Here is a 20,611-nt window from a genome sequence, read left to right on the forward strand (position 1 = left end):
GACCGCGCCCGCCTAGGCCAGGGCGGGCAGCGGTTGGGCGCGGGCGGCGTCGAGGTAGCGCGCGGCGGTCGGCTTCAGCCCCGCGTCGAGCTCGATCAACAGCGGATTGCCGGTGGGGATCTCGACGCCGACGATCGCCTCGCCGGAGAGACCGAACAGCAGCTTGACGATGGCGCGCAGCGAATTGCCGTGGGCGGCGATCAGCAGGGTCTCGCCGGCGGCCAGGCGCGGGACGATCTCAGCATCCCAGTAGGGCTGCACCCGGAACAGCGTGGTCTCCAGGCTCTCGGTGTCGGGCAGCACGGCGCCGGCGTAGCGGCGGTCCTTGGTGAAATCGAACTCACCACCGGGCGCCAGCGGCGGCGGCGGCACGTCGTAGGAGCGCCGCCAGATCTTCACCTGGGCCTCGCCGTGCTCGGCGGCGGTCTCAGCCTTATTGAGGCCGGTGAGGCCGCCGTAGTGGCGCTCGTTCAGCCGCCAGTCCTTGGTCTCGGGCACGAAGGCCTGGCCCGCCGCCGCCAGCGCAAGCCAGGAGGTGCGAATGGCGCGGGTCAGCACCGAGGTGAAGCAGCGGTCGATGACGATCCCGGCCTGGGCGATCAGTTCACCGCCCTTCTTCGCCTGCGCCTCGCCTTCGGCGGTGAGGTCGACGTCCACCCAGCCGGTGAAGCGGTCCTCCAGATTCCACTGGCTCTGGCCGTGACGCAGCAGGATCAGGGTGGGCAAGGCGGCGGGCTTTCGTTCAAGCAGGGGACTGCAGCGCTTTCTATCGGCTGGCGAAAGGGACGCAACGGGATTGGTCCGGCGCGGGCGAAGCGGCTATAGAGCCCGCATGGATCGCCTCTATCTCCCCGTCGTGGCCCTGCTCGCCGTCGCTGCGGTGGCGCTGGCCAGCGTCTGGCCGCAGGGCTACGGCGACCGCTCGCCCGCCCCCTTCGGCTCCGAGCCCTATCAACGCACCCCGGCCATGCGGGCGGCGATGCAACGCGCCAACGCCTCGGCGCAGCGCCGCCTGACGCAACAGCGCGCCTCGGTGCGGGACCTGCAGTCCCAGGCGCTCGCGCCAGTCCAGTGATCAAGGGCCAGTGATGAGCGCCGCGCCAAGCGCCTTCGACGCCGTCGCCGTCGGCCGCCGGGTTCTGGCCGCCGAGGCCGAGGCGCTTGGCCAGCTGGCGAGCGGGCTGGACGACGCCTTTACGCGCGCGGTCGAGACCCTGTTCGACGCCAAGGGCCGGATCGTGGCCACCGGCATCGGCAAGTCGGGCCACGTGGCGCGCAAGATCGCCGCGACCCTGGCGTCCACGGGGTCGGTCGCCATGTTCGTCCACGCCACTGAGGCCAGCCACGGCGACCTCGGCATGATCGGCGCCGACGACGTGATCCTGGCGCTCTCCAAGACCGGCGAGACCCGCGAACTGGCCGACGTGATCGCCTATGCCGCGCGGTTCCACATCCCGCTGATCGCGATGACCGCGGTGGCCGACAGCGCGCTCGGCCGAGCCTCGGACGTGGTGCTGCTGATTCCCGACGCGCCGGAGGCCGCCGACGAACTCAATGCGCCCACCACCTCGACGACCCTGCAGATGGCGCTCGGCGACGCGCTCGCGGTCGCCCTGCTGCAGCGGCGGGGATTCAAGCCGCAGGATTTCCGCGTCTTCCACCCAGGCGGCAAGCTCGGCGCAATGCTGCGCACGGTCGGCGATCTGATGCATGGATTCGGCGAATTGCCGCTTGTGGGCGCCGATACGCCCATGAAGGACGCCCTGCTGGTGATGACCGAGAAGCGCTGGGGCATCGTCGGCGTGACCGATGCGGACGGCCGTCTGGCCGGCGCGGTCACCGACGGCGACCTGCGCCGCCACATCGAAGGCCTGATGGGCCACACCGCGGGCCAGGTGATGACGCCAGGGCCGAAAAAGACCGTGCCGCCGACCATGCTGGCGTCCGAAGCCCTGGCGCTGATGAGCGACCCGCCGCCCGCCGTCACCGTGCTGTTCGTGGTCGAGGCCGGGAAGCCCGTCGGCATCCTGCATATCCACGACCTGCTGCGCGCCGGGGTGATGTAGACCCGCCGCCAACCCTGCCCGCCGCTTCCAAGTCCCCGGAGTCCCGATGCTTCCCGCCCCCCGCGCCGACCTCGTCTCCAACACCTACGATTTCGAGAACCAGCCGCTGGTGAAGGCCACGGGCTTCCGCGAATACGACGCGCGCTGGCTGTTCGGCCCGGAGATCAACCTGCTGGGCGTCCAGACGCTGGGGCTGGGGCTGGGGACCTACATCCACGAACTTGGCCAGAAGCGCATCGTCGTCGGCCACGACTACCGCTCCTATTCGCTCTCCATCAAACAGGCCCTGACCATCGGCCTGGTCGCCGCCGGCTGCGAGGTGATCGACATCGGCCTGGCGACCTCGCCCATGGCCTATTTCGCCCAGTTCGACCTCGACGCGCCCTGCGTCGCCATGGTCACCGCCAGCCACAACGAGAACGGCTGGACGGGCGTGAAGATGGGCGCGCAGCGACCGCTGACCTTCGGCCCCGACGAAATGGGGCGCCTGAAGGAGATCGTGCTCTCCGGGACTTGGAAACAGCGGCCCGAGGGCTCGCTTGCCCACGTGAGCGGCGTCGCCGAGCGCTACATCGCCGACGCGGCGTCGCGCGCCAGTATCAGACGGCCCCTAAAGGTGGTCTGCGCCTGCGGCAACGGCACGGCCGGCGCCTTCGCGCCGGAAGCCCTGCGGCGCATGGGCGTGGCCGTGGTGGTCGAGATGGACTGCCAGCTCGACTGGACCTTCCCCAAGTACAATCCCAACCCCGAAGACCACGTCATGCTGCACGCTATGGCCGAAGTGGTGCGTCAGCACGACGCCGACCTGGCGCTGGGCTTCGACGGCGATGGCGACCGCTGCGGCGTCGTCGACGACGAGGGCGAGGAGATCTTCGCCGACAAGATCGGCCTGATGCTCGCGCGGGATCTGTCGGGCCTGCACAAGGACGCGACCTTCGTCGTCGACGTGAAATCCACCGGCCTGTTCGCCACCGACGAGCTCTTGAAGGCGAACGGCGCCAGGACCGTCTACTGGAAGACCGGCCACAGCTACATCAAGCGCAAGACCGCCGAACTGGGGGCGCTGGCCGGCTTCGAGAAGTCCGGCCACTTCTTCTTCAACCCGCCGATCGGCCGCGGCTACGACGACGGCATCGTGGCGGCGGCCGCGATCCTCTCCATGCTCGACCGCAACCCGGACAAGAAGCTCTCCGACCTCAAAAAGGCCCTGCCGGTCGCCTACACCTCGCTGACCATGAGCCCGCATGTGGCCGACGAGGTGAAGTACGGCCTGGTCGAGGACGTGGTCGCCGAATACACGGCCCTGCGCGACGCCGGGGGCACGATCCTGGGCCGGAAGATCGCCGAGCTGATCACCGTCAACGGTGTGCGCGTGGCGCTGGAAGACGGCTCCTGGGTGCTGGTGCGCGCCTCCTCCAACAAGCCGGAGATCGTCGTGGTGGTGGAATCGACCCAGAGTGAGGACGACATGCGCCGCCTGTTCCGCGAAGAGGTGAAGCCGCGCCTGGCCAAGCGGCCCGAGGTCGGCGCCTACAACCAAGAAATTTAAGGCCTTCAGCGTTAAGCCGCTGGCGCTCGGGCGGGCGGCGTGGTGAAAGCCCGCCGCCTAAGGATCTTTCGGGGATTTGGTTCATGCACGTGGCGATGATCGGGACGGGCTACGTCGGCCTCGTCAGCGGCGCCTGTTTCGCCGACTTCGGGCACACGGTGACCTGCATCGACAAGGACGCCGGCAAGATCGCCAGCCTGAACTCCGGCGGCATCCCGATCTATGAGCCGGGGCTCGACCTGCTGGTGGCTCAGAACGTCAAGGCCGGCCGCCTGTTCTTCTCCACCGACGCCACCGAGGCGGTTCGCAAAGCCGACGCCGTCTTCATCGGCGTGGGCACGCCGTCCCGCCGTGGCGACGGCTATGCCGATCTCTCCTATGTCTACGCCGCCGCCGAGGAGATCGCCGGCCTGGTGGACGGTTTTACGGTGGTGGTGACCAAGTCGACTGTGCCGGTGGGCACGGGCGACGAGATCGAGGCGATCTTCAAGCGTGTGCGGCCCGACGCCGACGTGGCGGTGGTCTCCAACCCCGAATTCCTGCGCGAGGGGGCGGCCATCGAGGACTTCAAGCGCCCCGACCGCGTGGTCGTCGGCACCGAGGAACCGCGCGCTCAGGCGGTGATGCGCGAGCTCTACCGGCCGCTCTACCTCAATGAGACGCCGATCCTGTTCACGAGCCGGCGGACCAGCGAGCTGATCAAGTACGCCGCCAACGCCTTCCTGGCGCTAAAGATCACCTACATCAACGAAATGGCCGACCTCTGCGAGGCCGTCGGCGCCGACGTGCAGCAGGTGGCGCGCGGCATCGGCCTGGACGGGCGGATCGGCGGCAAGTTCCTGAACGCCGGCCCCGGCTACGGCGGCTCCTGTTTTCCGAAGGACACCATCGCGCTCGTCCGCACCGCCCGCGACGCGGGCACGCCAGTCGAGCTGGTGGAAACCACAGTCAAGGTGAACGACGAGCGCAAGCGGGCCATGGCGCGCAAGGTGATCAAGGCGCTGGGCGGCGAGCTGAAGGGCAAGACCGTCGGCATCCTGGGCCTGACCTTCAAGCCCAACACCGACGACATGCGCGACGCGCCGTCCTTGGCGATCATCCCGGCCCTGCAGGACAAGGGCGCCAAGGTCCAGGCCTTCGACCCTGAGGGACATGAGGCGCGCGAGATGCTGCGCGGCGTGGACTTCAAGGACGATCCCTACGGCGTGGCCGAAGGCGCCGACGTGCTGGTGATCATCACCGAATGGGATCAGTTCCGGGCGCTCGACCTCGACCGCATCAAGCTCCTGATGAACGCGCCGGTGCTGGTCGATCTGCGCAATATCTATAAGCCCGACGACATGCGCGCGCGCGGCTTCGCCTACACCAGCGTAGGCCGCGCGGCGGTCTAGAGGCCCTCGCAGGCCGAATTCCCGCGCCGCGCGGCGGCGCATCGCCTGAAACGCGCGGCCCCAAGCGCCTAGGGTCATGGCCAGGCAAGGGAGGACGTCCATGCGTTCAGCGATCGCGGCGCTGATCTGGCTCGCGGCTCCTGCCGTGGTGTTCGCGCAGCCTGGCGACGCGCCGAAGCCACAGGCCATGGCGCCCGGTGTCTGGATGATCCCCGGGAGCTTCCGGCCGAACCGCCAGCCGGACGGCAACACGGTGGTCTTTGAGACCTTGGCGGGCTTGGTGGTGATGGACACCGGCCGCCACGCCTGGCAGCGGCAGGCGATCCTCGACTTCGCGAAATCCCGGCCGGGCGGCATCGCCGCCATCGTCAATTCGCACTGGCACCTGGATCACGTGAGCGGCAATCCGGAGCTGAAGCGCGCCTATCCCCACGCCCGCGTCTACGCCAGCGCGGCGATCGACGAGGCGCTGACCGGCTTCCTGGCCAAGAGCGTCGCCGAGGCGCAACCCTATCTCACCTCCGGCAAGCTGCCGCCCGAGACGCTGGAGGACCTGCGCAACGACACCGCCACCATCGAGAACGGCGCGGCGCTGAAGCCGGACGTGGCGATCGCGCGGTCGCGAAGCCTGCGGATCGGCGGCAGGACCCTGCGGCTGAACCTGGCGGCGGACGCGGCCACCGCCGGCGACGTCTGGGTCTATGATCGCAAGAGCGGCGTGGTGGCGACCGGCGACCTGGTGACCTTGCCCGCCGCGTTCCTGGACACCGCCTGCCCCGAGGGCTGGCGCGCGGCGCTGGACGCGATCTGGGCGACGCCGTTTACGACAGCGATCCCCGGCCATGGCGCGCCGATGACGCGGGAGGGGTTCGCAAGCTATCGGGCCGCCTTCACCGCTCTGATCGACTGCGCGCACTCCGACGCGGCGAAGAGCGTCTGTGCGTCGCAATGGGTGGGAAATGTCGGCCCGCTGCTGGGCGATGACGCGCGGGAGCGGTTACGCGCTCAGGGCATGACGGAGTACTATGTGGACGCGGTCTTGCGCGCCAAGAGCGGCGCGGGGGCGGAATGCAGGACGGCCGTGAGCTAGGCTCTAGAAGCCGTAGCCGACGATCCGCAGGATGGCCTGGCCGATCCAGACGGCCCCGGCCCAGAAGCAGACACCGAGAAGGGCGACGAATGCGAGGCAGGCGAGCGAGCTGACGCCCTTGGCCATCGGCCGTGCCCGACCCCCGTAAACGAGGTGACGCGCCATTGTTTCTCCCAAGCTCTTTTCTTTAGGCCGACCCGGTCGAGCGGATCAGCGCATTACGAGAATGTCATAATGTTTACGGCTTGGGTAGGGTTGCCGTGCGTTAGGGTTAAGCGGCGCCCCATCGGCCCCGCCAGGCCTGCGCCAACCTGACCGGCGCCGCGCCCAAGGCTCCCAGGACCGCGGCGAAGATCGGACTCAGCAACAGGTGATAGAAGCCCGCGCCCATCAGGTCCTGCACGGTGAAGGCCTTGAAATCGCTCAGGCCTGAGCGGCGGAAGTCGTCGAGATCCCCTTCCGCCCGGAAGACCGCCATCTGCGCGGCCGTCCCACGGAAGGCATAGGTCACCGCGAGCAACACGGCGTACCAGACGAGCGTCGCCACCACCGCCGTCCAGAGCGCGGCCTGCAACGCCGGCCACATCCGCCGCGACCGCGCTGCGCCGCCCACCCCGGCCATGGCGAAGCAGGCGAACACCGCGGCGAACTCCACCAGACCCCAGGAGGTGTTGTCGGCCGGCCGGACGACGTATTCGAGGACGATCTCGCCGGCGTAGATCGCCGCCGCCGCAAAGCCCGCCCGCTGCGCCCAGCCCACCACCTCGGGACGGCGCCGCGCGGGCGCCAGGCCCCAAAGGCCGAGGACGCCATAAACGATCGCGACACCACCCGCCCCCAGCGGACCGAGCCACCCCGATCCTGCGGTGAGCACGCCCGGCGTGGTCACGACGCCAAAGACGACCAGCGCCACCGCAGCGGCGGAGGCCGCCACGATGGTCCAGCGCAGCGCAGCGCCCGGCGGCATCAGGCGGCCGCGGCGGCCTTCTTCACCGCGCCGGCGATTTCCTTGACCACCTGGCTGACCAGTTTCTCGTCATCGCCCTCGGCCATGATCCGAATCAGCGGTTCGGTTCCCGAGGCGCGCACCAGCAGCCGGCCACAGCCGTTGAGGCGCTGCTCGGCGTCGGCGATGGCGCCCTGGACCGAGGCGTCCTCCAGCGGTTTGCCACCGCCGAACCGGACGTTTTCCAGCTTCTGCGGCACCGGGTCGAACTGGCGGGCGAGCGCGCTCATCGGCTTGTCGCCCTCCTTCAGCACCGCCAGCACCTGCAGGGCGGCCAAGAGGCCGTCGCCGGTGGTGGAAAAGTCCGAAAGGATGATGTGGCCGGACTGCTCGCCGCCCAGGTTGAAGCCGCCTTCGCGCATCCGCATCATCACCGCCCGGTCTCCCACGGCGGTGCGTTCCAGCTTCAGCTTGCGGGCCTGCAGGAAGCGCTCGAGGCCAAGGTTCGACATCACCGTCGCCACCACGCCGCCGCCGCGCAACTTCTCGCGCCGCGCCCAGTCGCCGGCGATCAGGGCCATGATCTGGTCGCCGTCGACGACCTGCCCCTTCTCGTCGCAGATCAGCAGACGGTCGGCGTCGCCATCCAGCGCGATACCGATGTCGGCGCGGTATTCCTTCACCGCGGCGATCACCGCGTCCGGATGGGTCGAGCCGCACTCGGCGTTGATATTGGTCCCGTCCGGCTCGACGCCGATCTTGATGACCTCGGCGCCCAGTTCGTAGAGCACCACCGGGGCCACCTTGTAGGCCGCGCCATGGGCGCAATCGATCACCACGCGCAGGCCCGAGAGATCGAGACGGCGCGGGAAGGTCGCCTTGGCGATCTCCACATAGCGGGCCTGGGAATCGTCCACCCGGGCCACGCGGCCAAGCGCGGTCGGGGCGGCCAGGCCGTCCCCCAGGCCCTGATCCATCAGCGCCTCGATGGCCAGTTCCCGCTCGTCGGAGAGCTTGTAGCCATCGGGCCCGAACAGCTTGATGCCGTTGTCGACATAGGCGTTGTGCGACGCCGAGATCATCACGCCGAGGTCGGCGCGCAGCGAGCGGGTCATCATGGCGACCCCCGGCGTCGGCATCGGGCCCAAGAGGCGCACATCCATGCCGACGCTGGCGAACCCCGCCACCAGGGCCGGCTCGACCATGTAGCCGGAAAGCCGCGTGTCCTTGCCGATCACCACCAGATGGCGGCGGTCGTCCTTGGACATAAACAGCTTGCCCGCCGCCATGCCGCACCGAAGCGCGACCTCGGCGGTCATGGGAAAGCGGTTGGCCTCGCCGCGGATGCCGTCGGTGCCGAAGTAGGCGCGTTTGTTCATCGAAACGATCCGAAACCCAGATTTAGTCGACGTTCGTCGGGGCAATGATAAAGCCGCACTCTCGCGGCTCAACATCCCCGCCCGACGCACTACCACATAAAGGACGCCATACCCCATGTGCGGCATCATCGGCATCGTCGGACGAAGCTCCGTACAGGAACGTCTGATCGACAGCCTCAAGCGCCTGGAATACCGCGGCTACGATTCCGCGGGCGTCGCAGGCGTCGAGGACGGCCACGTGCAGCGCCGCCGCGCGGCGGGCAAGATCAAGGCCCTGGAAGAGGTGCTGGCCGACGATCCGCTGAACGCCACGGTCGGCATCGGCCACACCCGCTGGGCGACGCACGGCGGCCCTTCCACCAAGAACGCGCACCCGCATACGGCCGGCCGCGTGACGCTCGTCCACAACGGCATCATCGAGAACTACGCCGAACTGCGCGACGCGCTGAAGGCCAAGGGCCGGACCTTCGAGAGCGAAACCGACACTGAGGTGATCGCCGCCCTGATCGATTCGGAGCTGGAGAGCGGCAAGCCCCCGGTCGAGGCCCTGAAGGCGGCGCTCGACCAGCTCTCGGGAGCCTACGCCATCGGCGTGCTGATCGACGGCGAGAGCGAACTGATCATGGGCGCGCGCAAGGGCAGTCCCCTGGTCGTCGGCTACGGCAAGGACGAGATGTTCCTAGGGTCAGACGCTCTGGCCGTCGGGCCGTTCACCAACGAGATCGCCTATCTGGAAGAGGGCGACTACGTCGCCATCGACCACAAGAGCGCGCAGATCTTCGACGTCGCCGGCAAGCCGGTGAAGCGCGAGGTCCGCACCGTCGCCGCCTCGGCCGCCCTGGTCGAAAAGGGCAACTACCGGCACTTCATGGAAAAGGAGATCCATGACCAGCCGGAGGGCTGCCAGCGGACCATCGCGGCCTATGTGGACACGCTCACCGACCGCACCGCCATGCCGGGCGGCATCGACTTCACCACGCTGGACCGCATCCAGATCGTGGCCTGTGGGACCTCCTATATCGCCGGCCTGCTCGGCAAATATGTGATCGAGCAGCTGGCCGACCTGCCGGTGGACGTGGAGATCGCGTCTGAGTTCCGCTACCGCCAGCCGGCGCTCAGCGCCAAGTCGCTGGTGATCGCCATGTCGCAGTCGGGCGAGACCGCCGACACGCTGGCGGCGCTGCGCTTCTGCCAAGCCAAGGGCATGCGGAGCGCCGCGGTGGTCAACGCCCAGGAATCCACCATGGCCCGCGAGGTCGATGTGGTCTGGCCGATCCATTGCGGGCCGGAGATCGGGGTCGCCTCGACCAAGGCCTTCACCGCCCAGACCAGCGTGCTCACCGCGCTCGCCGTCGCCGCCGCCCGGGCGCGCGGCCGGATCGACGAGGCCGAGGAACAGCGGCTGGTGAAGGTGCTGATCGGCGCGCCGCGCCTGATCGCCGAGTCCATCAACCTGGAGGACTCGGTGAAGGCGGTGGCCGTCGAGATCGCCAAGGCGCGCGACGTGCTCTTCCTCGGCCGCGGCCCGATGTACCCGCTGGCCCTGGAGGGCGCCCTCAAGCTGAAGGAAATCAGCTATATCCACGCGGAGGGCTATGCCGCCGGCGAGCTGAAGCACGGACCGATCGCGCTCGTGGACGACAAGACGCCGATCGTCATCCTGGCGCCCTTCGACAGCTATTTCGAGAAGTCGGCCTCGAACATGAGCGAGGTCATGGCGCGCGGCGGCCAGGTGGTTTTCATCACCGATCCGGAGGGCCAGCAGCACGCCCCGGCCGGCGCCCGCGTCGTGGTGACCGCCCCCAAGAGCGATCCCCTGATCGCGCCGCTGGTGATGGCCGCCCCGATCCAGCTGCTCGCCTACTACGTCGCCGTCCAGAAGGGCGCCGACGTCGACCAGCCGCGCAATCTCGCCAAGTCGGTGACGGTGGAGTGAGTCCCCTCCCCAAGGGGACGGGAACAAAAAGAAACGGCCGCCCCGTGAGGGGCGGCCGCGCCTTTAGTCCTAACCTCTAGGGTTTGGAACTTACTTCTTCGGCGGGGTCGACGCCATGGCGCCGGCGGCCGGAGCAGCGGCCGGAGCGCCAGCGGCGGGAGCCGCAGCGGCGTCGGCAGCCGGAGCCGCGGCAGGAGCCGTGGCGGAAGCGTCGGCGGCGGGCGGGGTCGCAGCGGCCGGAGCGGCAGCGGCGGCCGAGTCAGCGGCCGGGGTGGTGGCGGCCGCGTCGTCGGCCTTCTTTTGGCAAGCCGAGAGGCTCAGAGCGAGACCGGCAGCGACGGCAACCGAAGTGATGATACGCAGGTTCATGGAATTGCTCCCCTGGAGGACTATGGAGGACTATCCCCCGACAATGGGCGACTCTTACACGGCTTCGTGAATTCCCGAAATCGTGATCATGCGTCCGGCGTGATTTTTCGTCGCAGTCGCGGTGGATTTCAAGGCATTCCTCCTCTAGTGCGGCCTGCGGCTGTGGACGGATCGGTGCGTAAGGTTGCGGGTTCGCCGCCGCGGCGCGAGGGAACGGCCCCGCCGATTCGGGGCGAAAAGGGGTCGTCAGAATGAGCAAGCGGGTGCGCAAGGCGGTGCTGCCGGTGGCCGGGATGGGCACCCGCGTGCTGCCGGGCGCCAAGACCACGCCGAAGAATCTCCTGAACGTCGTCGACCGCCCGATCCTCTCCTATGTGGTCGAGGAAGCGCGCGCGGCCGGCATCGAGCACTTCGTCTTCATCGTCGGCCGGGGCCAGGGCGCCATCGAGGACTATTTCGACGCCAATCCGGAGATCGAGGGCGCGCTGGAGGCCAAGGGCAAGGCCGAGATCCTGGCCGACGTCCGCCGCGACCTCGGCAAGCCCGGCGAGATGAGCTTCATCCGCCAGATGGCTCCGCTGGGCCTGGGCCACGCGGTTTGGTGCGCCCGCGAGGTGATCGGCGACGAGCCCTTCGCGGTCATGCTGCCCGACATGCTGATGGCCGCCGCACCCCCCGCGCTCGCCCAGGCCGTCGACGCCTACGAGAAGGTCGGCGGCAACATCGTCGCCGTCGAACCGGCGCCGGAGGGCGAAACCCATAAGTACGGCATCGTCGCCCTGGACCGAAAAGGGGGGGACGGACAGAACGGCCGCCTCAACCGCATGACCGGCATGGTGGAAAAGCCGCCGCTGGGGACCGAGCCCTCGAACCTGTTCATCTCCGGCCGCTACATCCTGCAGCCCGAGATCTTCCAGATCCTGGAGACCCAGCCGCGCGGCGCCGGCGGCGAGATCCAGCTCACCGACGCCATGGCGACCTTGATGACGCGCCAGGATTTCCACGCCCTGGAATATGAGGGGACGACCTACGACTGCGGCGACAAGATCGGCCTGCTGCGCGCCAACGTCGCCTTCGCCCTGGCCCGCCCCGACCTGGCCAACGAGGCGCGCGCGGCCATCGAAGCCCTTCTCTAGAGCCCAGTGGACGCGGCGCGGCGCCTCTTCGTCTTCGGCTTCGGCTACTCCGCCCGCGCGCTCTCCGTGCGGCTGCAGGCCAAGGGATGGCATGTGGCCGGCACGATCCGCCGCCCGGTCGAGCGGGGGCGGCTGGAGGCGCTGGCCGTAACGCCCGTGCCGGTGGGCAATCAACGCGAGATGCAGCGCGCCGTGCGCGAGGCCGACAGCGTGCTGGTCACCGCCGCGCCGGACGAGCAGGGCTGTCCGGGCCTGCGCGCCCTGGTTCCCGCCATGGCGCGGGCGGGCGCCTTTCCCGACTGGATCGGCTATCTCTCGACCACCGGCGTCTATGGCGACCGGCACGGCGGCTGGGTGACCGAGCAGAGCCGGCTGGCCGCGCAATCGACCGAGAGCGCGCGCCGCGTCGGCGCCGAGCGCGACTGGCTGGAGGTCGCGCGCGGCATGGGCCTGACCGTCACCGTCTTCCGCCTGCCCGGCATCTACGGCCCCGGCCGTTCGGCCTTCGACCGGCTGCGCGCCGGCGAGGCCCAGCGGATCGCGGCGCCGGGTCAGGTGTTCTCGCGCATCCACGTGGACGACCTGGCGGCGGGCCTGGAGGCCTCCATCGCGAAGCCGCGGGCCGGCGGAATCTACAATCTCTGCGACGACCAGCCCTGCCCGAACAGCGAGGTCATCGCCTATGCGGCGCAGCTGTTGGGGCTGGCGCCGCCGCCGGAGGTCGCCCTGGCCGACGCCAAGCTGTCGCCGGCGGGCCTGCGGTTCTACGCCGAGAGCAAGCGGGTTTCGAACGCGCGGGCCAAGGCCGAACTCGGCTGGCGCCTCGCCTATCCGAGCTACCGCGAAGGCCTGGCCGCCATCCACGCCGCCGAGCGCGCCGCGCCATGAGCAACGCGGAACTGGCGGCCCTGACCGTCATCGCGCTTGGCCTGCACCTGCTGGCGCTCACCGTGGCCCTGTGGCGGCGCAGGCCGCAGGTCGCCGCGCGGATCGACCTGATCTTCGCCGTAGCGATACTGGTCATGCTGGCGTCGAACCTGCGCTGGCCCCTGCCGCCCTGGAACGGGCCGCTGGTCGGCTTCGCCGTTCTGGAACTGGCCATCGCGGCCGTGGCGCTGAGCGCGATGCGAACCACCACACGCTGGGCGATGGCCGGCGTCTGGGCGGGCTTCGCCTGGCATACGGCCCTGAGCGCGCTGGCGGTGCTGTTCGCGCTCACCTTCAAGATGAACCGGCTGTTCTAGCCCGCCAGTTCCGCCATCGCCGCCAGCAGGCGCTCGATGTCCTGCGGCCGCGACAGCCGGTGGTCGCCGTCCTTGATCAGGGAGAAGACCACATCCTGGCCCTTGATCGCCTGGGCCAGCTCAAGCGCGTGGCGCCAGGGGACGTCGGGGTCGGCTCCGCCCTGCAGGACGCGCACCGGGACCTCGATCGGCACAGGCTCGGCGCCCAGGATCGACCAGCGGGCGCCATCCTCCAGCAAGGCCCGGGTGATCGGATAAGGATCGCCGTACTCGGAAGGCCGCATCCAGACGCCATCGGCCGCGAGCGCCGCATGTCCCTCCGGCGGAATCTCCGGCGCCATCAGCTTTTCAGTGAAGTCCGGCGCCGGCGCGATGAACACGAGGCTCTGAATGCGCTGTGGCCGGGCCATGGCCGCCAGACAGGCGATCCAGCCGCCCATGGAGGACCCCACCAGCACCAGCGGGCCTGCGGTCAGCTCATCGATCGCCGCGAGCGCGTCCTCCCGCCAGCGGGTGATGGTCCCCTTGGCGTGGAAATCGCCGCTGGATTCGCCGTGGCCGAGGTAGTCGAACCGGACATAGGCGCGGCCATTGGCGCTTGCCCACTCGGCCAGGGCTTCGGCCTTGGTCCCAGTCATGTCGGAGCGGAAACCGCCCAGCCAGACCACCGTCGGCCCCGCGCCGTCCACGCGGCGCCAGGCGAGGGTTTCGCCGTCTGGGCGGTCGAGGGTCCCGGCCGTTTCGATCATCCGCCGACTGATAGCGTGAGGTTGTCTTTACGCCACCCCGTTTCGCGCTATGGGAAGGACGTGGCCCTGCCCCCTGACTTCACTCTTCTGCAGGTTGTCCCGGAGCTCGAAACCGGCGGCGCCGAGCAGACCACCATCGACGTGGCGCGCGCGGTGATCGCGGCCGGCGGACGGGCCCTCGTGGCCACGCGCGGCGGGCGGATGACCGCGCGCCTCGAGGCCGACGGCGCGCGGCTGGCGCAGATGCCGGTACAGTCCAAGAACCCGCTGGTGATGCTGGGCAATGCGGCGCGGCTGGTCGACCTGATCCGCACGGAAAGGGTCAGCCTGGTGCACGCCCGGAGCCGGGCCCCGGCCTTCGCAGCGCTCTGGGCCGCGCGCACCACCGGCACGCCGTTCGTCGCCACCTATCACGGGGTCTACAAGGCGCAGTCCAGCCTGAAGCGCTGGTACAATGCGGTGATGACCCGGGGCGACCTGGTGATCGCCAACTCCGAATACACCCGCGCCCACGTGCTGGCCGAGCACGGGGTCGATCCGGCCAAGGTGATCGCCATCCCGCGCGGCGTCGATCTGGACCGCTTCAACCCCTCCTGGGTGACGCCGGACCGGGTGGAGGCGCTGCGGCGCGCCTGGGGGATCGCCGAAACGGATCAACGCACGCGTTTCCTGCTGGCCGGGCGGCTGACCCGCATCAAGGGCCACCTGACGATCATCGAGGCCGCGCGGCGGATGAAGGACGCGGGCCGAATGGACTTCCTGATCCTCTTCGCCGGCGACGACCAGGGCCGCACCGGCTACGGCGAGGAACTCGCCAAGGCGATCGCGCAGGCGGGCCTGGGCGATCAGGTCCGGGCGGTCGGCCATTGCGACGACATGCCTGCGGCCTATCTGCTGGCCGATGTGGCCCTGTTGCCGACCACCGTTCCGGAGTCCTTCGGCCGCACCGCCGTCGAGCCGCAGGCCATGGGCCGCCCGGTGATCGCCTCCAATCACGGCGGCACGGTCGAGACGGTGGTCGACGGGGTCACCGGCTGGTTGGTCGCGCCGGAGGACGCGCCCGCCTGGGCCGCCGCCATGACCCGCGCCATCGACCTTGGCCCCGGCAAGCGCGGCGAGATGGGCCAGACGGGCATGAACCGCACGCGCCAGCTCTACCGCGTCGACGCCATGTGCGCCGCGACGCTGGCCGCCTACGAGCGCGTGCTGGAGGCCCGCCCCTGATGCCCAAGCGGGAAGTCCAGAAGATCCTGGTGATCAAGCTTTCGGCGCTCGGCGACTTCGTCCTGGCGCTGGCGGCCATGAAGAAGATCCGCCAGGCGCACCCCAAGGCGCACATCACGCTCTTGACCACGCCGCCGTTCGAGGCGCTGGCCAAGGCCTCTCCCTATTTCAACGCGGTGTTCACCGACGGCCGGCCGGAGGGCTTCGCCCAGTGGATGACGCTCCGGCGGCGGCTGCGGGCGGCGCGTTTCAACCGCGTCTACGACCTGCAGACCTCGAACCACACCAACCGCATCTTCCAGCTTCTGCGGCCCAATCCGCCGGCCTGGTCGGGGATCGCCTTCGGCTGCTCGCTGCCGCACAAGAACCCGTTGCGCAACCAGATGCACACCCTGGAGCGGCAGGCTGACCAGCTGATGTACGCCGGGATCTGGCCGGACGCCCCGACCGAGGCCGGAACGGCCCCGGGGCCCGACCTGTCGTGGGTGCTGAGGGCAGAGGGCCAGCGACCGCCGACGCCCGGCGTCGCGGCCAAGCCCTATGTGATGTTCGTGCCCGGCGGCTCGGCGCACCGGCCGGAGAAGCGCTGGCCGGTGGAGAAGTACGGCGAACTGGCCCGCATCCTCTATGCGCGGGGCCTCGACATCGTGGTGATCGGCGGCCCGCAGGAGACGCAGCTCGCCCAGGCGATCCAGCGCCAGGCGCCCCGCACCCGCGACCTGACCGGCCGCACCGACTTCGCCTCCATCGCCATCTTGGGCGCCAAGGCCGCGCTGGCCATCGGCAACGACACCGGGCCGCTGCATCTGGCGGCGGCGGCAGGGGCGCCTACGGTTGTGCTGTTCTCCAGCGCGTCGGACCCGGCGCTGTCGGCGCCCAGGGGCAAGGTCGCCGTCCTGCAGGCCCCACAGCTCTCGGAATTGCCTGTGGCGAAAGTGGCGCAGGCGGCCGCCTCCGTGCTCCCTTCCCCCTAGGGCGCGGCTTGATAGCGCCGGGGCGCTAAATCATATAGGTTGAGTAGACCGGAGCGCCGCCACGCGCCCCGGAGTCGCGCGCTGAAACAATCTTAGGAGTCTCGCCTATTCGCCGTCCCATGAACGCGCCCCCTGTCAAAGACGGGCTGCGCATCAATGATGAAATCCGCGTCCCCAAGGTTCTGCTGATCGATCAGAACGGCGAGAAGCAGGGCGTCATGCCCACCTCCTCCGCCATGGAGGCCGCCGAAGAGGCGGGCCTCGATCTGGTCGAGATCGTGCCCAACGCGGATCCGCCCGTTTGCAAAATCCTGGACTACGGCAAGTTCAAGTTCCAGGAGCAGAAGAAGAAGAACGAGGCGCGGAAGCGGCAAAAGGTCCAGGAGATCAAAGAGATCAAGCTGCGGCCCAATATCGACATCCACGACTATGAAGTGAAGCAGCGCTCGATGAACCGCTTCTTCGAAGAGGGCGACAAGGTGAAGGTCACCCTGCGCTTCCGCGGCCGCGAACTGGCCCACCCGGAGCTAGGCATGAAGCTGCTGCAACGGGTCCGCGCCGACTTCGAGCCGATTGCGAAATGCGAGTACGAGCCGCGCATGGAAGGCCGCCAGATGATCATGATCCTGGCGCCGCGCTGACAACCACAAGGATACGGGATGAACCGTCTAGATTTCGGCATCCTCGGAACGGTCGCCTTCACGGCGGCCGTTTTCGTTTCGGGGGCGCGCGCGCAATCCGCGGACTCGGGCCATGAGCCGTTTCCGCCGTTCAAGATCGCCGACCAGCTCTACTACGTCGGGGCTTCGGACTATTCGTCCTACCTGATCGTCACCAAGGCCGGCCTGATCGTCATCGACGGCGGCGACGCGCCGGTGGGCGTGCAGGTGGTCAAGAACATCAAGACGCTCGGCTTCGATCCCAAACAGATCAAGATTCTGCTCAACACCCACCAGCACTTCGACCACGCCGCCGGCCTAGCCGAGGTGAAGCGGGCCGCCGCGCCCGACGTGAAGTTCTACGCCAGCGCCGCCGACGGGGCGATCGTGGCGGCCGGCGGCAAGGGCGATCCCTTCCTGAAAGGCGCGCGGTTCGAATACGAGCCAGTGAGGGTGGACGTGACGGTGAAGGACGGCGACAGGGTGAGCCTGGGCGGCATGACGCTGACGGCGCATGTCACCGGCGGCCACACCGCCGGCTGCACCACCTGGACCTTCCCGGTGACGGTCGGCGGCAAGACCTATCAGGCGCTTGACCTCTGCTCGGCCAGCGTGCTGCCCGGCTACAAGCTCGGCAAGACTGAGACCTACCCCGGCCAGACCGCCGACTACGAGAAGAGCTTCGCCTTCTGGAAATCGCAGCCCTGCGAGGTGTTCATCGCCAGCCACGGCGCCTTCTTCCACATGCACGAGAAGAAGGCCGCGCTGGACGCCGGCAAGACCGACGCCTTCGTCGACCCCAAGGGCTGCAAGGCCTTCGTCGCCGGCGCCGAGACCGCGTTCCGCACGGAGCTGAAGAAGCAGAACCCGTAGGGGCTGCGCTTCCTCCTAGCTGTGGCGCCGCGCCAACGGTGACCCGCGTTCGGCCGCGACGCTCGTCCTAAGCCTTGCCGCAGCGGGAACCCGGGCTTACCAACCCCGCCCATGTCCGACACTGCGCCGCGGGAGGCGTCGCCGCCGTCCCCCTGGGCGGCGCCGTCGCTGATCGCGGTCATCTTCATCAACATGCTGGGCTTCGGGATCATCGTCCCGTTGTTGCCCTTCTATGCCAAGTCGATGCACGCCTCGCCGGGCGAGATCGCGCTGATCTTCTCGGCCTATTCCATGGGCGGCTTCTTTGGTGAACCGTTCTGGGGGCGCCTATCCGACCGGCTGGGGCGCAAGCCGCTGCTGATCTCGACGATCAGCGGCAACTGCCTCTGCTACCTGGCGCTGGCCTTCGCGCCGAACGTCGCGACCGCCTTCATCGTGCGCTTCCTGGGCGGGCTGATGAGCGGCAATGGCGCGGTCGTGCAGGGCTATATCGCGGATGTGACCCCGCCCGAGCGCCGGGCGCGGATGCTGTCGCGGCAGAGCGCGGCGTGGAACGTGGGCATGATCGTGGGACCCGCGGTCGGCGGCGCCTTCGCCAACACCCACATGGGTCCGATCGGTTTCCGCATTCCGATGTTCATCGCCTCAGCCCTTTCGGCGCTGGCGGTGACCGGCATTATCCTCTTCATCCGCGAAAGCCGCATCCGCGACCAGTCGATCAGCCACCGTCCGAGCCGCTGGGCCGCGGTGGGCGAGGCGGTGCGCAATCCGGTGATCGGGCGGCTGATGCTGCTGACCTTCCTGGTGGGTTTCGCCTTCACCGGCATCGAGTCGACCTTCGGCCTCTGGGGCCTGGCGCGGTTCGGTTGGGGGCCCCGGCAGATCAGCGTCTGTTTCGCCGCCGTCGGCGCGGTCGCCGCGCTCACCCAGTTCTTCGTCACCGGCCCCCTGTCGGAGCGCTATGGCGAAGGCCGCATGCTGGCGATCGGCATGTCGATGACCGTGCTGGGCTCGCTGTTGCAACCCTTCTCGATCGGCCTGCCGACGACGACGCTCTTGATGTGCGTCACCGCGGTGGGCCAATCGGTGGCCTGGCCCAATGTGGGCGCGCTGATCTCGCGCACCGCCGACCCGCACCGCCAGGGCCAGATCCTGGGCCTCAACAACGCCGCGGGCTCGTTCGCGCGGTTCGTGGGGCCGTTCTGCGCCAGCCAGTCCTTCACCTGGATCAGCCTCAACGCGCCCTTCTTCCAGGGCGCGATGGTCGTGGCGCCGGCGATCTTCCTGGCGCTGAGCGCCGCGCGCCGGGCGCCGCCGCGAACGGTCCAGGGCCATGTTGGCGAAGAGGCGGCGATATGAGCGTCGCCCACAGCCAGACGCCGGCGGAGGAACGCCGCGCGCTGATCGTGCTGCTGAGCGTCATCTTCCTGATGATCGCGGGCTTTGGCCTAGTGATCCCGCTGCTGCCGTTCTTCGCCAAGGCGTTCGATGCGCCGGCCTGGCAGGTGACGCTGCTGTTCTCGGCCTTCTCGGTCGGCCAATTCCTGGGCGAACCCTTCTGGGGGCGGCTCTCGGACCGCATCGGGCGCAAGCCGGTGCTGATCATCACCATCACCGCCGTGGCCCTGAGCTACGGCGCGCTGGCCTTTGCGCCGAACATCCTGGCGGCCTTTGCGATCCGGTTCGTGACCGGCCTATTCGCCGGCAACATCTCGACCCTGCAGGGCGCCATGGCCGACATCACCCCGCCGGAGAAGCGGGCGTCGCGGATGGGGATCATGGGCGCCGCCTTCAGCGCGGGCTTCACCACCGGCCCGGCGATCGGCGGCCTGCTCGCCCAGCCCAGCCGCGGAGCGCTCGGCTTCCAACTGCCGCTGCTGGTGGCCGCGGGCTTCGCCATCGCCTCGGCCCTGGCGGTCGTGATCTTCGTGCGCGAGAGCCGGCCGGAGCGCACCGCCGACAGCGCGCCGCAGCGCTCGCGGATCGCCGGGCTGAAGGACGCCGCCGAGCACGAGATCATCGGCCGCATCCTGGCGATCAGCGCCATCGTGGTGATCGGCTTTGCCGGCATCGAGGCGACCTATGGCCTGTGGACGCAGGTGCGGTTCGGCTGGGGGCCGAAGCAGATCGGGCTGGCCTTCATGGTCATCGGTATCCTGGGCGCCTTCTGCCAGGGCTATCTCTCGGGGCGGCTGGTCCGCCGGTTCGGCGCGCCCTCGACGCTCATGGGCGGGCTCTGCTTCATGGGCCTGGGCCTGGTCACCCAGGGCCTGGCGCCGGTCTGGCCGGTGGCGATCCTGGGCTTCGCCTTCGTCTGTCTGGGCCAGTCGATCTGCTTCCCGAACCTCACCGCGCTGATCTCTCAGGCCGCGCCGCCGGACCGGCAGGGCGAGATGCTGGGCCTCAACATGAGCGGCATGGCGATGTCGCGGATCGGCGGGCCGGTGTTCGCCGGCTGGCTGTTCTCCAGCGTGGCCCCCGGCGCGCCCTTCGCCTCGGCAGCGCTCCTGATCCTGCCCGGCCTGTGGCTGGCCGGCCAGGTCCGCCAGCGGGTCCACGCCCTGGCCTAGGGCCCCCTCTCGACCATGGAAAGCCGTGGAGTGGAAACGCGCTTGCGTCCGCGGCTACTGCGCGCTACACACTGTATGGCATACACTATACGGCACGCAGGTTAGAGTGGGCGCAGAGGGCGATCTTTATGAGAGCTACCGGCTGGAGCTGCGGCGCGGCTCGCTGATGCTGGGCGTGCTCGCCCGGCTGCGCGAGGAGCGTTACGGCTACACCCTGCGCCAGGCGCTCGCCGCCGACGGTTTGGAGATGGAGGAAAGCACCCTCTATCCCCTGCTCCGCCGGCTGGAGACCCAAGGCCTGCTGATCAGTGAGTGGCGCGAGGAGGAGAAGCGCAAGAAGCGCTTCTACCGCCTCTCGCCGGCGGGCGAGATCATGCTGAAGCGGCTGCTCGAAGAGTGGCGGCGGATCTCGGGCTCGCTCGACAAAATCGCCGAAACTTGAAGGAACTGAGGGGG

General features: G+C 69.1%; 22 protein-coding genes. 16 read left to right on the plus strand and 6 right to left on the minus strand.

Annotated elements, in window-relative coordinates:
- Window positions 1–12: 12 nt before the first annotated feature.
- Window positions 13–726: a 2,3-diphosphoglycerate-dependent phosphoglycerate mutase gene (gene gpmA / locus VKQ35_RS00635; protein ID WP_324357977.1), complete on the minus strand. Its 714-nt coding sequence runs from the start codon at window positions 724–726 to the stop codon at window positions 13–15.
- A 106-nt stretch (window positions 727–832) separates the two neighbouring features.
- Between gpmA and VKQ35_RS00640 the strand changes: the two genes are divergently transcribed.
- From VKQ35_RS00640 to VKQ35_RS00660, 5 genes are all read left to right on the plus strand, one after another.
- Window positions 833–1,075 carry a hypothetical protein gene (locus VKQ35_RS00640; RefSeq protein WP_324357979.1) on the plus strand — a complete coding sequence of 81 codons (243 nt, stop codon included), beginning with the start codon at window positions 833–835 and terminating at the stop codon, window positions 1,073–1,075.
- Window positions 1,076–1,088: 13 nt separating this feature from the next.
- Window positions 1,089–2,066, plus strand: a complete 978-nt coding sequence (locus VKQ35_RS00645; RefSeq protein WP_324357980.1) for a KpsF/GutQ family sugar-phosphate isomerase — start codon at window positions 1,089–1,091, stop codon at window positions 2,064–2,066.
- Window positions 2,067–2,112: 46 nt separating this feature from the next.
- The gene (locus VKQ35_RS00650) at window positions 2,113–3,615 is read left to right on the plus strand and encodes a phosphomannomutase/phosphoglucomutase (RefSeq protein WP_324357982.1); all 1,503 of its coding nucleotides are present in this window, start codon (window positions 2,113–2,115) and stop codon (window positions 3,613–3,615) included.
- An 83-nt stretch (window positions 3,616–3,698) separates the two neighbouring features.
- Window positions 3,699–5,006 (plus strand): UDP-glucose/GDP-mannose dehydrogenase family protein, encoded by a 1,308-nt coding sequence (locus VKQ35_RS00655; protein ID WP_324357984.1) that lies wholly within the window; start codon window positions 3,699–3,701, stop codon window positions 5,004–5,006.
- Between the two features lie 100 nt (window positions 5,007–5,106).
- Window positions 5,107–6,096 carry an MBL fold metallo-hydrolase gene (locus VKQ35_RS00660; protein ID WP_324357985.1) on the plus strand — a complete coding sequence of 330 codons (990 nt, stop codon included), beginning with the start codon at window positions 5,107–5,109 and terminating at the stop codon, window positions 6,094–6,096.
- Window positions 6,097–6,099: 3 nt separating this feature from the next.
- On the opposite strand, the gene VKQ35_RS00665 is transcribed toward VKQ35_RS00660, so the two are convergent.
- The 3 genes from VKQ35_RS00665 to glmM all read right to left on the minus strand — a co-directional run bounded on the left by VKQ35_RS00665 (window position 6,100) and on the right by glmM (window position 8,421).
- The gene (locus VKQ35_RS00665) at window positions 6,100–6,222 is read right to left on the minus strand and encodes a hypothetical protein (protein ID WP_324357986.1); all 123 of its coding nucleotides are present in this window, start codon (window positions 6,220–6,222) and stop codon (window positions 6,100–6,102) included.
- A 145-nt stretch (window positions 6,223–6,367) separates the two neighbouring features.
- Complete coding sequence (locus tag VKQ35_RS00670; RefSeq protein ID WP_324357987.1) at window positions 6,368–7,063, minus strand: hypothetical protein; 696 nt, start codon at window positions 7,061–7,063, stop codon at window positions 6,368–6,370.
- Window positions 7,063–8,421 (minus strand): phosphoglucosamine mutase, encoded by a 1,359-nt coding sequence (gene glmM, locus VKQ35_RS00675; protein ID WP_324357989.1) that lies wholly within the window; start codon window positions 8,419–8,421, stop codon window positions 7,063–7,065. Before glmM ends, VKQ35_RS00670 begins: the two co-directional genes overlap by 1 nt.
- A gap of 115 nt (window positions 8,422–8,536) precedes the next feature.
- Between glmM and glmS the strand changes: the two genes are divergently transcribed.
- A complete protein-coding gene (gene glmS / locus VKQ35_RS00680; RefSeq protein WP_324357990.1) occupies window positions 8,537–10,357 on the plus strand; it encodes a glutamine--fructose-6-phosphate transaminase (isomerizing) in 1,821 nt (606 codons plus the stop codon).
- A gap of 90 nt (window positions 10,358–10,447) precedes the next feature.
- On the opposite strand, the gene VKQ35_RS00685 is transcribed toward glmS, so the two are convergent.
- Window positions 10,448–10,726 (minus strand): hypothetical protein, encoded by a 279-nt coding sequence (locus VKQ35_RS00685; RefSeq protein WP_324357992.1) that lies wholly within the window; start codon window positions 10,724–10,726, stop codon window positions 10,448–10,450.
- Window positions 10,727–10,977: 251 nt separating this feature from the next.
- Here VKQ35_RS00685 and VKQ35_RS00690 point away from each other — a divergent pair, with 251 nt between their 5' ends.
- Genes VKQ35_RS00690 through VKQ35_RS00700 form a run of 3 tightly spaced genes read left to right on the plus strand, consistent with a single transcriptional unit; the run spans window position 10,978 to window position 13,106 of the window.
- Window positions 10,978–11,862, plus strand: coding sequence for a UTP--glucose-1-phosphate uridylyltransferase (locus VKQ35_RS00690; protein ID WP_324357994.1), 885 nt, complete (start codon window positions 10,978–10,980; stop codon window positions 11,860–11,862).
- Window positions 11,863–11,868: 6 nt separating this feature from the next.
- Window positions 11,869–12,750, plus strand: coding sequence for an SDR family oxidoreductase (locus tag VKQ35_RS00695; protein WP_324357996.1), 882 nt, complete (start codon window positions 11,869–11,871; stop codon window positions 12,748–12,750).
- Window positions 12,747–13,106 carry a hypothetical protein gene (locus tag VKQ35_RS00700; RefSeq protein WP_324357997.1) on the plus strand — a complete coding sequence of 120 codons (360 nt, stop codon included), beginning with the start codon at window positions 12,747–12,749 and terminating at the stop codon, window positions 13,104–13,106. The genes VKQ35_RS00695 and VKQ35_RS00700 overlap by 4 nt, the downstream gene beginning before the upstream one ends.
- Here the strand turns inward: VKQ35_RS00700 and VKQ35_RS00705 are convergent.
- On the minus strand, window positions 13,103–13,855 hold the full coding sequence (locus tag VKQ35_RS00705; RefSeq protein ID WP_324357999.1) for an alpha/beta hydrolase: 753 nt from the start codon (window positions 13,853–13,855) through the stop codon (window positions 13,103–13,105). The two genes, VKQ35_RS00700 and VKQ35_RS00705, sit on opposite strands and share 4 nt — an antisense overlap.
- 60 nt (window positions 13,856–13,915) lie before the next feature.
- Here VKQ35_RS00705 and VKQ35_RS00710 point away from each other — a divergent pair, with 60 nt between their 5' ends.
- The 7 genes from VKQ35_RS00710 to VKQ35_RS00740 all read left to right on the plus strand — a co-directional run bounded on the left by VKQ35_RS00710 (window position 13,916) and on the right by VKQ35_RS00740 (window position 20,597).
- Window positions 13,916–15,079 (plus strand): glycosyltransferase family 4 protein, encoded by a 1,164-nt coding sequence (locus VKQ35_RS00710; RefSeq protein WP_324358001.1) that lies wholly within the window; start codon window positions 13,916–13,918, stop codon window positions 15,077–15,079.
- Window positions 15,079–16,053: a glycosyltransferase family 9 protein gene (locus VKQ35_RS00715; protein WP_324358003.1), complete on the plus strand. Its 975-nt coding sequence runs from the start codon at window positions 15,079–15,081 to the stop codon at window positions 16,051–16,053. The genes VKQ35_RS00710 and VKQ35_RS00715 overlap by 1 nt, the downstream gene beginning before the upstream one ends.
- Window positions 16,054–16,172: 119 nt before the next feature.
- Window positions 16,173–16,694, plus strand: a complete 522-nt coding sequence (infC, locus tag VKQ35_RS00720) for a translation initiation factor IF-3 (RefSeq protein ID WP_324358005.1) — start codon at window positions 16,173–16,175, stop codon at window positions 16,692–16,694.
- Between the two features lie 18 nt (window positions 16,695–16,712).
- Window positions 16,713–17,585: a subclass B3 metallo-beta-lactamase gene (gene bla / locus VKQ35_RS00725; protein ID WP_324358007.1), complete on the plus strand. Its 873-nt coding sequence runs from the start codon at window positions 16,713–16,715 to the stop codon at window positions 17,583–17,585.
- A 111-nt stretch (window positions 17,586–17,696) separates the two neighbouring features.
- On the plus strand, window positions 17,697–18,944 hold the full coding sequence (locus VKQ35_RS00730; RefSeq protein WP_324358009.1) for an MFS transporter: 1,248 nt from the start codon (window positions 17,697–17,699) through the stop codon (window positions 18,942–18,944).
- Window positions 18,941–20,155 carry an MFS transporter gene (locus VKQ35_RS00735; RefSeq protein ID WP_324358011.1) on the plus strand — a complete coding sequence of 405 codons (1,215 nt, stop codon included), beginning with the start codon at window positions 18,941–18,943 and terminating at the stop codon, window positions 20,153–20,155. Before VKQ35_RS00730 ends, VKQ35_RS00735 begins: the two co-directional genes overlap by 4 nt.
- A gap of 106 nt (window positions 20,156–20,261) precedes the next feature.
- The gene (locus VKQ35_RS00740; RefSeq protein ID WP_324358013.1) at window positions 20,262–20,597 is read left to right on the plus strand and encodes a PadR family transcriptional regulator; all 336 of its coding nucleotides are present in this window, start codon (window positions 20,262–20,264) and stop codon (window positions 20,595–20,597) included.
- The last annotated feature ends 14 nt before the right edge of the window (window positions 20,598–20,611 follow it).

The sequence above is a fragment of the Phenylobacterium sp. genome (assembly GCF_035309685.1).
Classification (GTDB): Bacteria; Pseudomonadota; Alphaproteobacteria; order Caulobacterales; family Caulobacteraceae; genus Phenylobacterium.